A 13304-nucleotide genomic window follows, 5' to 3' on the forward strand; every position below is an offset into this window, starting at 1 on the left:
ACCGTAAAGATAACTTGCTACCAAGCCAGTCCAGTGGACTGGCTTTTACGGTTTTAGCGTCAGGCAATTTGCGTTACTTTGTTGTTCCAGTACAAAAAAAACAGGAAGGCAGAGGTGGGGCAGAGAATACCCGTCACGCTCGGTAATATTGCGCCGTTATCGTTACGTCCGTTTCAACCAGGCAGTATGGCGCTGGTGTGTGAGGGTGGGGGACAAAGAGGAATCTTTACCGCTGGCGTACTGGATGAGTTCATGCGTGCGCAGTTCAATCCCTTTGACCTTTACTACGGGACGTCCGCCGGGGCGCAAAACCTTTCAGCCTATCTGTGTAACCAGCCCGGTTACGGTCGTAAAGTCATTATGCGTTACACCACCCGCCGTGAGTTTTTTGACCCAGTGCGCTTTGTGCGCGGGGGAAACTTAATCGATCTCGACTGGCTGGTGGATTCGACCTCATCCCAGATGCCGCTGGCGATGGATAACGCCGAGCGCCTGTTTGCCTCAGGGAAAGCGTTTTATATGTGCGCCTGCCGGGGTGATGATTATACGCCTGGTTATTTTTCGCCAAACCGGCAAAACTGGCTCGATCTCATTCGCGCCTCCAGCGCTATTCCGGGATTCTACCGCACTGGCGTTGCGTTGGACGGTGTGAACTATCTGGACGGGGGAGTCAGCGATGCCATACCCGTACAGGAAGCGGCGAAGCATGGCGCAAAAACGCTGGTGGTGATCCGCACTGTGCCTTCGCAAATGTACTACACCCCGCAGTGGTTCAAACGTATGGAGCGCTGGCTGGGCGAAAGCAGTCTGCAACCGTTGCTGAATTTGGTCCAGCACCATGAAGCCAGCTATCGCGCGATCCAGAATTTTATTGAAAAGCCGCCGGGTAAGCTGCGAATCTTTGAGATCTATCCGCCTAAACCGCTCCACAGCATGGCGCTGGGCAGCCGTATTCCGGCGCTGCGAGAAGACTATAAGACCGGGCGTTTGTGTGGTCGTTACTTCCTGGCCACCGTCGGCAAGTTGTTGGCGAAAAACGCGCCATTGCCTCGTCAGACGCCGAAGATTGTCGTGCCGGGACCGGTGGTGGTTCCTCCCGCACCGGTGGCCAACGATGCCCACGCGCCCGTGGTGACCAATGCGCCTCAGGCTAACGATACAACGTTTGATAGCGAGGATCTGGCGTGAGTTTTCGTTTCATTGATACACATTGTCACTTTGATTTCCCGCCGTTTACCGATGATGAGCCCGCCAGCATTCAACGTGCCGCGGCGGTCGGTGTGAATTGCATCATTGTTCCGGCGACGCAGGCGGCAAACTTTTCCCGCGTACTGGCGTTAGCGGAAAAGTATCCGCCGTTGTTTGCTGCTTTGGGTCTGCATCCCATTGTTATTGAACAACATGGCGATGACAGTCTGGACCAACTGCAGCAGGCGCTGGATACGCGCCCGCAAAAGCTGGTAGCCGTAGGCGAGATTGGACTGGACCTTTATCGGGATGATCCGCAATTTGATAAACAAGAACGGGTGCTGGACGCGCAGCTTAACCTGGCGAAGCGTTACGAACTGCCGGTGATCCTGCATTCGCGACGGACTCATGACAAGCTGGCGATGCATCTGAAACGCCATGCTCTGCCACGAACCGGCGTGGTGCATGGTTTTTCCGGGAGTTTGCAGCAGGCGCAACGCTTTGTGCAACTGGGGTACAAAATTGGCGTTGGCGGCACCATTACCTATCCACGCGCCAGTAAAACCCGTGAGGTGATGGCGCAACTGCCGCTGCAATCACTCCTGCTGGAAACCGATGCGCCGGACATGCCGCTCAATGGTTTTCAGGGACAGCCCAACCGCCCCGAGCAGGCCCTCAGAGTGTTTGAGACATTATGCGAACTGCGTCAAGAGCCTGCGGACGTGATAGCAGATGCGCTGTATCGCAATACTACCGCGTTGTTTAATGTGTGATTGTTGGGCGCCGGATGGCGGCTGTGCCTTATCCGGCCTACCTATGATGTCGTCGCATCCGGTAATCACAGATACAGCGCCGGGAAAATCAGGTTATCCACCCCACGCTCGCGCAATCCTGCCGCCAGTTGCTCCACATCCTCTGGCGTTGCGCTCGGCCAGTCTTTTGCTTCGCCATACACCCCATGCGCATGAAAGGCATTCAGCCGCACCGGTACCTCGCCTGACTGCTTAATGAACGCCGCCAGCGCATCAATATGCTGCAAATAATCCACCTGACCGGGGATCACCAACAGGCGTAGCTCAGCAAGCTTTCCCTGCCTTGACAGAAAGATAATGCTTTGTTTAATCAGCGTATTATCTCGACCGGTAAGCTGGCGATGGCACAGGCTATCCCAGGCTTTTAAATCGAGCATTACCCCGTCGCACACCGGCAATAGTTTTTGCCAGCCGGTTTCGCTCAGCATGCCGTTGCTGTCGACCATGCAGGTCAGATGTTGCAGCAGAGGATCGCTTTTGAGCGCGGTAAACAGCGCCACAATAAACGGCAACTGGGTAGTAGCTTCACCACCGCTGACCGTAATTCCCTCAATAAACAGGGCTGCCTTGCGAATATGCTGCAGCACCTGATCAACGCTCATGGTTTGCGCCATCGGCGTCGCCTGCTGCGGGCACAGGCGCAGGCAGGTGTCGCACTGCTGACACACATCGGACTGCCACCATACTTTTCCTGCACTCAGGCTTAGCGCTTCATGCGGGCAATGCAGCACACATTCTCCGCAGTCGTTGCAGCGCCCCATCGTCCATGGATTGTGGCAGTTCTTACAGCGCAGATTACACCCTTGCAGGAACAGAGCCAGGCGGCTGCCCGGCCCGTCGACGCAGGAGAAAGGGATCAGTTTACTTACTGAAGCGCATCTGCTGTTCATGGCTTATCACACGAGGTTGTCGTTCCAGAATGCGCGTATTGCGTGCGGCCTCTTCACCAAGCCAGGTGGTGTTAATGCGAGATCCTTCGGCACGATATTTTTCCAGATCCGACAGGCGCACCATATAGCCCGTGACGCGGACCAGATCGTTGCCGCTCACGTTGGCGGTGAATTCACGCATTCCGGCTTTAAACGCGCCGAGGCACAGTTGCACCAGCGCCTGTGGATTACGCTTGATGGTTTCATCCAGCGTCAGGATATCGCTGATCCCGGCGTGATAATATGCGTGATGCGGCGCGACGGTTTGCAGATGGGTGATGGGGTCAGGTTCATCACCATAAGGCAGACGCGCGCCGGGCGTGGTGCCGATGTCAGAACTGATCCCCGACTGTGCATGCAGCATCGCGCGCTGCTGCCAGCCATACTTCACCGGCGTGCGTTCGACAAACTCCGCCAGTTGGGCGCTAATGCGATACCCGAGCTGATTGGCGAACGCATCTTTCCCGTAGCGGGCGCTTTGTCCTGCCTTTTCGCACAGCAGGTTTACCGCTTCCGCCAGACCATACATCCCGAACATCGGCACAAAACGTTCGGGATCAATCAACCCTTCCTGCACGAGGAAGCTATTCTCAAAGAAATGTGATTTCGTGTAGAGGAATTCACATCGTGAATCAATGATGGCGATTTGCTGCTGGCAGTAGTGCGGTAGGGTGCGTGTAAAGAAGTCATCGACAGAGGTGCTGCGCTCTGCGATGGCTTTCAGATTGAGCCTGACCAGCGTGCTGCCGCCCCCGGCGAGCGGTAAAGAGTTGTAACAACTCACGACGCCATACTGACCTTTTGTGAAAATTTTATCATTTACGGGGCCGTTGGATATGTGCGGCTTACTGCACTCGCAGATATTTTGCGCCACGTTGAGCAGCAGATCATCAGGGGTAATTTGCGGATCATAAATGAATGTCAGATTCGGTGAAACCTGCTTTAACTCTGCATCTGCACGTAAAATTGCGCGGGTGACTGGCGTATCGGCAGGGCCGATATTGGCATGCATAAACGCGTCTGGCAGGGTTCTGTCGAGATAACGCCAGAAACGTTTTATTCGAATATCGATCTCTTCTTGTGTTAGAATTCTAACATACGGTTGCAACAGAGCGTCGAGCTGACCGAGGTAGACCGGCATCGAGGTCACTGACGGAACGTGGTGGTACAGGATGGTGAGCAAGGACAGCGCATCATCAAGGTCGCTGGCGCCTTCAAGCTCCAGCCATGAGGAACCGTTGGCCAAAAAACGCGCGTAATCAGGCAGCACATAGCGCGGTTTGAACGGGGCATGACCTTCGTACATATCGCAGATCACCCCGTCATCCAGCGCCTGGCGGGCCTCAGCGGACAGTGGCGGATAAGGCAGCGCGTTTTCAGCCTCCAGCGCCAAAAAGTGGCGTTTCTGCTCAGGGCTGAGCGTCGGGCTGGTCACGATTTGTTGGCACCGCTGTTGCAGCGCGAATTCGCTTGAAGTGGGCATCGTTGGTTCCTTTATGTGCCGAAGGTATAGCGCCATTGTAGAAAGCTATGCCGCCGCAACCTTTGATCCGGATGCGTCTGATGCCACCGCACCTGCTGTGTAAAGGTGAATTATTTGAAGCAGATCTCATTAGAGTAATGCAAATCTGTATGTGGTTTTCATTAACTGTGATGTATATCGAAGTGTAATCGCGAGCGGATGTTAGAATACTAACAAACTCGCAAGGTGAAATTTTATACGGCGATGCCGTTGGAGAATGTTATGACCGATTTAACAGCAAGCAGCCTGCGTGCACTGAAACTGATGGATCTGACCACCCTGAATGACGACGACACCAATGAAAAAGTGATCGCGCTGTGTCATCAGGCGAAGACCCCGGTTGGCAACACGGCAGCAATTTGCATCTATCCACGTTTCATTCCTGTTGCGCGTAAGACCCTGAAAGAGCAGGGCACACCGGATATCCGTATTGCCACCGTCACCAACTTCCCGCACGGCAATGACGACATTGAGATCGCGCTGGCTGAAACCCGCGCGGCGATTGCCTACGGTGCTGACGAAGTTGATGTGGTGTTCCCGTATCGTGCGCTGATCGCGGGTAATGAGCAGATTGGTTTTGATCTGGTTAAAGCCTGTAAAGATGCATGTGCGGCAGCAAATGTGCTGCTGAAAGTGATCATCGAAACTGGTGAGCTGAAAGAAGAAGCCCTGATTCGCAAAGCGTCTGAAATTTCTATCAAAGCGGGTGCTGATTTCATCAAAACGTCTACCGGTAAAGTACCGGTCAATGCGACGCCGGAAAGCGCACGCATCATGATGGAAGTGATCCGTGATATGGGCGTTTCTAAAACCGTTGGATTCAAACCCGCTGGCGGCGTACGTACTGCAGAAGATGCACAGCAGTTCCTGGCGATTGCCGACGAACTGTTTGGCGCTGACTGGGCAGATTCCCGCCATTACCGTTTTGGCGCATCCAGCCTGCTGGCGAGCCTGCTCAAAGCGCTGGGTCACGGCGACGGTAAGAGCGCAAGCAGCTACTAAGTTTGAATTGCCCATCGTAGGCCGGATAAGGCGTAAGCCGCCATCCGGCATCAATACGACTAGCCGGGGAGCGCACTGCTTACCCGGCCCATAATCGGGAGGTTACCGTGTTTCTCGCACAAGAAATTATTCGTAAAAAACGTGATGGTCATGCGCTGAGCGATGAAGAAATTCGTTTCTTTATCAATGGGATTCGCGACAACACCATCTCTGAGGGGCAAATCGCCGCCCTGGCGATGACCATTTTCTTCCACGATATGACAATGCCTGAGCGAGTTTCGCTGACCATGGCAATGCGTGATTCAGGAACCGTGCTGGACTGGAAAAGCCTGCAACTGAACGGCCCGATTGTGGATAAACACTCTACCGGCGGCGTGGGCGACGTAACGTCGCTGATGTTAGGCCCGATGGTGGCTGCCTGTGGCGGCTATATTCCGATGATTTCCGGGCGCGGCCTGGGTCATACCGGCGGTACGCTCGATAAACTGGAAGCGATTCCTGGATTTGATATCTTCCCGGACGACGCGCGTTTCCGTGAAATTATTAAAGACGTGGGTGTGGCGATTATTGGGCAAACCAGCTCGCTCGCACCGGCGGATAAACGTTTTTATGCCACCCGCGATATTACCGCGACGGTGGATTCCATCCCGCTGATTACCGGCTCTATCCTGGCGAAAAAGCTGGCGGAAGGGCTGGATGCGTTGGTGATGGATGTGAAAGTAGGCAGCGGCGCGTTTATGCCGACCTATGAACTTTCTGAAGCCCTTGCCGAAGCAATTGTCGGCGTGGCGAACGGGGCGGGGGTACGTACCACCGCGCTGTTAACTGATATGAACCAGGTGCTGGCTTCCAGCGCAGGTAACGCGGTAGAAGTCCGCGAGGCTGTCCAGTTCCTGACAGGTGAATACCGTAATCCACGTCTGTTAGATGTCACCATGGCGCTGTGCGTGGAAATGCTGATCTCCGGCAATCTGGCGAAAGATGACGCCGAAGCCCGCGCGAAATTGCAGGCGGTGCTGGACAACGGTAAAGCGGCGGAAATTTTTGGCCGTATGGTTGCGGCGCAGAAAGGCCCGACCGACTTCGTCGAAAACTATGCGAAGTATCTGCCGACGGCAATGCTCAGCAAAGCGGTATATGCTGATACTGAGGGCTTTGTCAGCGCGATGGATACCCGCGCGTTGGGTATGGCAGTCGTTTCCATGGGCGGTGGACGCCGTCAGGCATCGGATACCATCGATTACAGCGTCGGCTTTAGCGACATGGTCCGTTTGGGCGACAGCGTAGACGGACAGCGTCCGCTGGCAGTGATCCACGCGAAAGATGAAGCCAGTTGGCAGGAAGCGGCGAAAGCGGTCAAAGCGGCAATCAGCCTTGACAATAAAGCGCCAGAAATTACACCGACAGTCTATCGTCGTATAACCGAATAACTGTATACTGATCTGATCGCTTTTTTGCGGCGCAGATGTATGGAGAACAAGATGAAACGTGCATTTATTATGGTGCTGGACTCCTTTGGTATTGGTGCGACTGAAGATGCGGATCGCTTTGGCGACGTAGGCTCAGACACTATGGGACACATTGCAGAAGCCTGTGCGAAAGGTGAGGCTGACAATGGTCGCAAAGGCCCACTGAATCTGCCTAACCTGACCCGTCTGGGCCTGGTGAAAGCTCACGAAGGTTCTACCGGTAAAATTGCTGCTGGTATGGACGGTAATGCGGAAGTCATCGGCGCATACGCATGGGCGCATGAACTCTCTTCCGGGAAAGATACGCCGTCCGGCCACTGGGAAATCGCCGGAGTGCCGGTTCTGTTTGACTGGGGTTACTTCAGCGACCACGAAAACAGCTTCCCGCAGGAACTGCTGGATAAGCTGGTAAAACGTGCCAACCTGCCGGGTTACCTCGGTAACTGCCACTCTTCCGGTACCGTGATTCTGGATCAACTGGGCGAAGAACATATGAAAACCGGGAAGCCGATTTTCTATACCTCCGCTGACTCCGTGTTCCAGATTGCCTGTCATGAAGAGACCTTTGGCCTGGATAAACTCTACGAGCTGTGCGAAATCGCGCGTGAAGAGCTGACCGAGGGCGGTTACAACATCGGTCGTGTTATCGCGCGTCCGTTTATCGGTGATAAAGCCGGTAACTTCCAGCGTACCGGTAACCGTCATGACCTGGCCGTTGAGCCGCCAGCGCCGACCGTGCTGCAGAAACTGGTTGACGAGAAAAAAGGTCATGTTGTGTCTGTCGGTAAGATCGCGGATATTTACGCCAACTGCGGTATCACCAAAAAAGTGAAAGCGACCGGCCTGGATGCGCTGTTCGACGCCACGATTAAAGAGATGAAAGAAGCGGGTGACGAGACCATTGTCTTCACTAACTTCGTGGACTTCGACTCTTCCTGGGGTCACCGCCGCGACATCGCGGGCTATGCCGCTGGTCTGGAACTGTTTGACCGCCGTCTGCCGGAGCTGATGGAGCTGGTGGGTGAAGATGACATTCTGATCCTCACCGCCGACCACGGCTGCGACCCGAGCTGGACCGGTACCGACCATACCCGTGAGCACATTCCGGTGCTGATCTACGGTCCGAAAGTGAAACCGGGCTCTTTAGGTCACCGTGAAACCTTCGCGGATATCGGACAGACGCTGGCGAGCTACTTCGGTACGTCGCCAATGGACTACGGTAAAAACATGCTGTAATGCCCGTTGCCGGATGGCGCTACGCTTATCCGGCCTACCAGGAATCGTTTGTAGGCCGGATAAGGCGCAGCCGCCATCCGGCAAAAACAACAATGTAAAAGGAACTGAAGATGGCAACTCCACATATTAATGCAGAAATGGGTGATTTCGCTGACGTCGTATTGATGCCGGGCGACCCGCTGCGTGCGAAGCACATTGCTGAAACTTTCCTCGAAGATGTTCGTGAAGTGAACAACGTTCGCGGCATGTTAGGTTTCACCGGTACTTACAAAGGCCGTAAGATTTCTGTTATGGGCCACGGTATGGGTATCCCATCCTGCTCCATCTACACCAAAGAGCTGATCACCGATTTCGGCGTGAAGAAAATCATTCGCGTCGGCTCCTGCGGCGCTGTGCGTATGGACGTCAAACTGCGCGACGTGGTGATCGGTATGGGCGCCTGCACCGACTCCAAAGTGAACCGTATCCGTTTTAAAGATCATGACTTTGCGGCTATCGCTGACTTTGACATGGTACGTAACGCGGTTGATGCGGCAAAAGCGCTGGGCGTTGACGCGCGCGTAGGCAACCTGTTCTCCGCTGACCTGTTCTACTCTCCGGACGGCGAAATGTTCGACGTGATGGAAAAATACGGCGTACTGGGCGTGGAAATGGAAGCGGCGGGCATCTACGGCGTTGCTGCTGAGTTTGGTGCGAAAGCGCTGACCATCTGCACCGTGTCCGACCATATTCGTACCCACGAGCAGACCACGGCCGCTGAGCGTCAGACGACCTTCAACGACATGATCAAAATCGCGCTGGAATCTGTTTTGCTGGGCGATAAAGAGTAAGACTGTGTGATGCCCGGTGGCGCTGCGCTTACCGGGCCTCGCGATCGTAGGCCGGATAAGGCGTAGCCGCCATCCGGCTTTTTTTATTAACGCACCGCTCCGGCAATCCACGCCGACAGTTCTCGTAGTTCTTTTTCTTGCTCCGGGAAATCAACCAGTAGCGCCTCGCACTCCTGTTGCAGCATATCCGCGCGATACAAACACCCTTGCAACCGCCCCGCCAGCGCTTCCAGTGGCGCGGGATTGAGGCTGTCGGTAAAGACCTGTGCACGGGTGATATGACCTTTTTCGACGTCGAAGTGTAGCTCGACGCCGCCCCAGGTGAAACGCTCGTCCAGCAGATGGCTGAACGCTGGCGCCTGGCCGAAATTCCACTCCCAACTACTCTGGCGTGCAAAGGTTTCGGCAAAATTCGGCAGATCCGGCGTTTTATCCGGGGATATTCCTTCTGCTTCGACGCGCTCGCCGTAATGGGCGAAAAAGGCGTCCGTGACCGCCTGGCAGACCTGTTCATGGGTGATGCCCGGTAATAGCTCGGTAAGATTGGCCACGCGGGAGCGAACGGAGGTAATCCCTTTCGCCGCGAGTTTCTTTTTATCCGGATTCAGATAGTTCGCCAGGCGGCTGAGGTCTGCATTCAGCAGCAGCGTACCGTGATGGAAGCCGCGATCTTTGGTTTCGCGATAGGCTGAACCAGAGACTTTGCGATCGCCGTCCGGCGTTTTCACCACCAGATCGTTGCGTCCCGAAGCATCGGCCATAACGCCCAATGAATTCAATGCATTGAGTACGATAGCGGTAGAGATAGTTTTGTCGTATTCCGGTTTGCCGGCCATAAAGGTAAAGCAGGTATTGCCTAAATCATGGAACACCGCGCCGCCGCCGCTGCTGCGACGGGCGAGCCGCACGTTATCCTCTTCCATACGACGGGTATTACACTCTTTCCATGGGTTTTGCGCCCGGCCAATCACCACCGTATCGGCGTTACGCCATAAGAACAGAACGCGTTGCGTAGCGGGCATCTGGCGAAATATGCACTCTTCAACCGCCAGGTTAAACCACGGATCGTAAGAGTCTGAGATAAGCAGGCGCAGGGTAGTCATAGCGATTTCCTTTTCTTAATCATCTTTATCTTCTTCCTGCACCGGTTTGTTGGCGGTAAGCAGGAACGGCGATTGTTGCCAGCGGGTGCGCTTACCTTGCAGTAAGGTGCGGGTCAGCACCACGCCAATCGCCAGTGACAGGAGCAGCATAAGGCGTAGAATGTTGGTGGTGTTATCCACCTGTTTGGCCTCGGTGGCGAGCGTGTGGGTATCCAGCGTCAGGCGCAGATAGCCCAGTGGACCATTTTTGCCTTGAATGGGTTCGACAATCTGCTGGTTAAAATAGCCCCCGGCTTTTTTACCGTCCAGCGCCAGTCGATCACGAACGTTAACGCTCTCACCGGTACGAGTAATCAGGTCTCCCTGTTCATCGTATACGCCCGCATCCAGAATACGGCTGCTTTCCGTCAGTTGCGTGAGCACTGCTTTAATGCGCTTTTCATCCGGCGTTTCGGTATGCATCAGCGGCGCGACGTTTAATGCGACCTGACGTGCCAACGTACGGGCCAGCTCTTCCAGTTGCGGATTACGTTGTTGCTGGTGGCTTTGACTAAACCAGGATGCGCCCTGCATCAGGGCGACGAGCAGCGCCAGGCAGGACAATACAATCACTGCACGATGTAGTCGGAATTTCAGTTTTGTGCGAGCCATATTCCACCTGCTGAAAATTTGAGACTTAATGTTGCCAGAAGCGCTGGTTACAGGGTAGCCTCATGCGTTATTTTCCCCTGGATGATTCCGACCCGAACGATTTTACAGGAGCTTTAATGCCTAACATTACCTGGTGCGATCTACCTGAAGATGTCTCTCTGTGGCCAGGTCTGCCCCTCTCTTTAAGTGGCGATGAAGTCATGCCGCTGGATTACCACGCGGGCCGTAGTGGCTGGCTGCTGTATGGTCGCGGGCTGGATAAACAACGTCTCACGCAATACCAGAGCAAACTGGGCGCGGCGATGGTGATCGTGGCCGCCTGGTGCGTTGAGGATTATCAGGTGATTCGCCTGGCGGGTTCGTTAACGCCGCGTGCGGCAAAACTGGCGCATGATGCCAAACTGGATGTTGCGCCACTCGGCAAGATTCCACATCTGCGTACGCCGGGTTTGCTGGTGATGGATATGGATTCAACGGCGATCCAGATCGAGTGCATTGATGAAATCGCGAAGCTGGCCGGCACCGGCGAGATGGTTGCCGAAGTCACTGAACGTGCGATGCGCGGTGAACTGGACTTTACCGCCAGCCTGCGCAGCCGTGTGGCAACGCTGAAAGGCGCGGATGCCAATATTTTGCATCAGGTACGCGAAAATTTACCGCTGATGCCTGGTCTGACTCAACTGGTGTTGAAGCTGGAAACGCTGGGTTGGAAAGTGGCTATCGCCTCCGGCGGGTTTACCTTCTTTGCGGATTATCTGCGTAATAAGTTACGTCTGACGGCGGCTGTAGCAAACGAGCTGGAGATCATGGACGGGAAATTTACCGGCAATGTGATTGGCGATATCGTCGATGCGCAGTACAAAGCCAATACGCTGACCCGTCTGGCGCAAGAGTATGAGATCCCGATGGCGCAGACGGTGGCGATCGGCGACGGCGCGAACGATCTGCCGATGATCAAAACCGCAGGGTTGGGCATTGCGTATCATGCCAAACCAAAAGTGAATGAAAAGACAGAGATTACTATCCGTCACGCCGATCTGATGGGGGTATTCTGCATTCTCTCCGGCAGTATGAACCAGAAATAGTGTTGATGCCGGATAAGCGTCAGCGCCATCCGGCAAAAGCGTTAACGAAAGAGGTAAAACGTGGCAAAAGCTCCAAAACGCGCCTTTGTTTGTAATGAATGCGGGGCCGATTACCCGCGCTGGCAGGGGCAATGCAGCGCCTGCCAGGCCTGGAACACCATTACCGAGGTGCGCCTTGCCGCGTCGCCGACGGTGGCGCGTAACGAGCGGCTCAGCGGCTATGCCGGGAATGCGGGTGTCGCAAAAGTGCAGAAGCTGTCTGACATCAGCCTTGAGGAATTGCCGCGTTTTTCCACCGGATTTAAAGAGTTTGACCGCGTGCTGGGCGGTGGGGTGGTACCTGGCAGCGCTATTCTGATTGGCGGTAACCCTGGCGCGGGCAAATCGACGTTGCTGCTGCAAACGCTGTGCAAGCTCGCCGAGCAGATGAAAACGCTGTACGTCACCGGCGAAGAGTCGCTACAGCAGGTGGCGATGCGCGCGCATCGGCTTGGCCTGCCGACGGCGAATCTGAACATGCTGTCGGAAACCAGCATCGAACAAATTTGCCTGATTGCCGAAGAAGAACAGCCGAAGCTGATGGTGATCGACTCCATTCAGGTGATGCACATGGCGGATATTCAGTCTTCGCCGGGCAGCGTGGCGCAGGTGCGCGAAACGGCCGCTTACCTGACGCGCTTTGCCAAAACGCGCGGCGTGGCGATTGTGATGGTAGGTCATGTGACGAAAGACGGATCGCTGGCCGGGCCAAAAGTGCTGGAGCACTGTATCGACTGCTCGGTGCTGCTCGACGGCGATGCCGACTCCCGTTTCCGTACCCTGCGTAGCCATAAAAACCGCTTTGGCGCGGTGAATGAGCTGGGCGTCTTTGCCATGACCGAGCAGGGCCTGCGTGAAGTCAGCAACCCTTCCGCTATCTTCTTAAGCCGTGGCGATGAGGTCACTTCCGGTAGTTCGGTGATGGTGGTCTGGGAAGGTACGCGTCCGCTGCTGGTAGAGATTCAGGCGCTGGTCGATCACTCAATGATGGCGAACCCGCGTCGCGTGGCGGTCGGTCTGGAACAGAACCGTCTGGCGATTCTGCTGGCGGTGCTGCATCGTCACGGCGGCTTGCAGATGGCGGATCAGGATGTGTTCGTCAACGTGGTCGGTGGTGTCAAAGTCACCGAAACCAGCGCCGATCTGGCGCTGCTGCTGGCAATGGTCTCCAGCCTGCGTGACAGACCGCTACCGCAGGATTTAGTGGTCTTTGGCGAAGTGGGACTGGCGGGCGAGATTCGCCCGGTGCCGAGCGGCCAGGAACGTATTTCTGAAGCGGCGAAGCATGGCTTCCGTCGGGCGATTGTGCCTGCCGCCAACGTCCCGAAAAAAGTGCCGGAAGGGATGCAGGTTTTTGGCGTTAAAAAGCTTGCAGATGCGTTAAGCGTGTTTGACGACTTATAATCCTCTGTATGCAGTGATGTTGTATAATTTGCCG

At 55.1% G+C, this 13304-nt stretch carries 12 protein-coding genes; 8 read left to right on the forward strand and 4 right to left on the reverse strand.

Features of this window, described 5'->3' with window-relative positions; genetic code table 11:
• Positions 1–114 precede the first annotated feature (114 nt).
• Both KQJ18_RS02215 and KQJ18_RS02220 read left to right on the forward strand, forming a co-directional pair.
• Entirely contained in the window at positions 115–1188 is a 1074-nt protein-coding gene (locus tag KQJ18_RS02215) for a patatin family protein (RefSeq protein WP_085048357.1), read from the forward strand.
• Positions 1185–1961 carry a metal-dependent hydrolase gene (locus KQJ18_RS02220; protein WP_216421335.1) on the forward strand — a complete coding sequence of 259 codons (777 nt, stop codon included), beginning with the start codon at positions 1185–1187 and terminating at the stop codon, positions 1959–1961. Before KQJ18_RS02215 ends, KQJ18_RS02220 begins: the two co-directional genes overlap by 4 nt.
• Positions 1962–2026: 65 nt before the next feature.
• On the opposite strand, the gene KQJ18_RS02225 is transcribed toward KQJ18_RS02220, so the two are convergent.
• Together KQJ18_RS02225 and KQJ18_RS02230 are read right to left on the reverse strand one after the other, a co-directional pair.
• Positions 2027–2890 (reverse strand): YjjW family glycine radical enzyme activase, encoded by an 864-nt coding sequence (locus tag KQJ18_RS02225; RefSeq protein ID WP_204578887.1) that lies wholly within the window; start codon positions 2888–2890, stop codon positions 2027–2029.
• Positions 2862–4412 carry a YjjI family glycine radical enzyme gene (locus KQJ18_RS02230; RefSeq protein ID WP_150344632.1) on the reverse strand — a complete coding sequence of 517 codons (1551 nt, stop codon included), beginning with the start codon at positions 4410–4412 and terminating at the stop codon, positions 2862–2864. The genes KQJ18_RS02225 and KQJ18_RS02230 overlap by 29 nt, the downstream gene beginning before the upstream one ends.
• Before the next feature lie 261 nt (positions 4413–4673).
• On the opposite strand from KQJ18_RS02230, the gene deoC reads away from it, so the two are divergent.
• From deoC to deoD, 4 genes are all read left to right on the forward strand, one after another.
• Entirely contained in the window at positions 4674–5453 is a 780-nt protein-coding gene (gene deoC, locus KQJ18_RS02235; protein WP_165406788.1) for a deoxyribose-phosphate aldolase, read from the forward strand.
• A gap of 107 nt (positions 5454–5560) precedes the next feature.
• Positions 5561–6883: a thymidine phosphorylase gene (gene deoA, locus KQJ18_RS02240; protein WP_150344633.1), complete on the forward strand. Its 1323-nt coding sequence runs from the start codon at positions 5561–5563 to the stop codon at positions 6881–6883.
• 51 nt (positions 6884–6934) lie between these two features.
• Positions 6935–8158, forward strand: a complete 1224-nt coding sequence (gene deoB, locus KQJ18_RS02245) for a phosphopentomutase (protein ID WP_042312511.1) — start codon at positions 6935–6937, stop codon at positions 8156–8158.
• 110 nt (positions 8159–8268) lie between these two features.
• Positions 8269–8988, forward strand: a complete 720-nt coding sequence (gene deoD, locus KQJ18_RS02250) for a purine-nucleoside phosphorylase (RefSeq protein ID WP_000224864.1) — start codon at positions 8269–8271, stop codon at positions 8986–8988.
• 86 nt (positions 8989–9074) lie between these two features.
• On the opposite strand, the gene lplA is transcribed toward deoD, so the two are convergent.
• Entirely contained in the window at positions 9075–10091 is a 1017-nt protein-coding gene (lplA, locus tag KQJ18_RS02255; protein ID WP_148043756.1) for a lipoate--protein ligase LplA, read from the reverse strand.
• Positions 10092–10106: 15 nt separating this feature from the next.
• Positions 10107–10742, reverse strand: a complete 636-nt coding sequence (locus KQJ18_RS02260; protein WP_038637011.1) for a YtjB family periplasmic protein — start codon at positions 10740–10742, stop codon at positions 10107–10109.
• A gap of 116 nt (positions 10743–10858) precedes the next feature.
• Between KQJ18_RS02260 and serB the strand changes: the two genes are divergently transcribed.
• Together serB and radA are read left to right on the forward strand one after the other, a co-directional pair.
• Positions 10859–11827, forward strand: a complete 969-nt coding sequence (serB, locus tag KQJ18_RS02265) for a phosphoserine phosphatase (protein ID WP_038637014.1) — start codon at positions 10859–10861, stop codon at positions 11825–11827.
• 60 nt (positions 11828–11887) lie between these two features.
• On the forward strand, positions 11888–13270 hold the full coding sequence (radA, locus tag KQJ18_RS02270) for a DNA repair protein RadA (protein WP_003829944.1): 1383 nt from the start codon (positions 11888–11890) through the stop codon (positions 13268–13270).
• Positions 13271–13304 lie beyond the last annotated feature (34 nt).

It is taken from the genome of Citrobacter sp. S55_ASV_140 (genome assembly GCF_018919505.1).
Classification (GTDB): domain Bacteria; phylum Pseudomonadota; class Gammaproteobacteria; order Enterobacterales; family Enterobacteriaceae; genus Citrobacter; species Citrobacter werkmanii.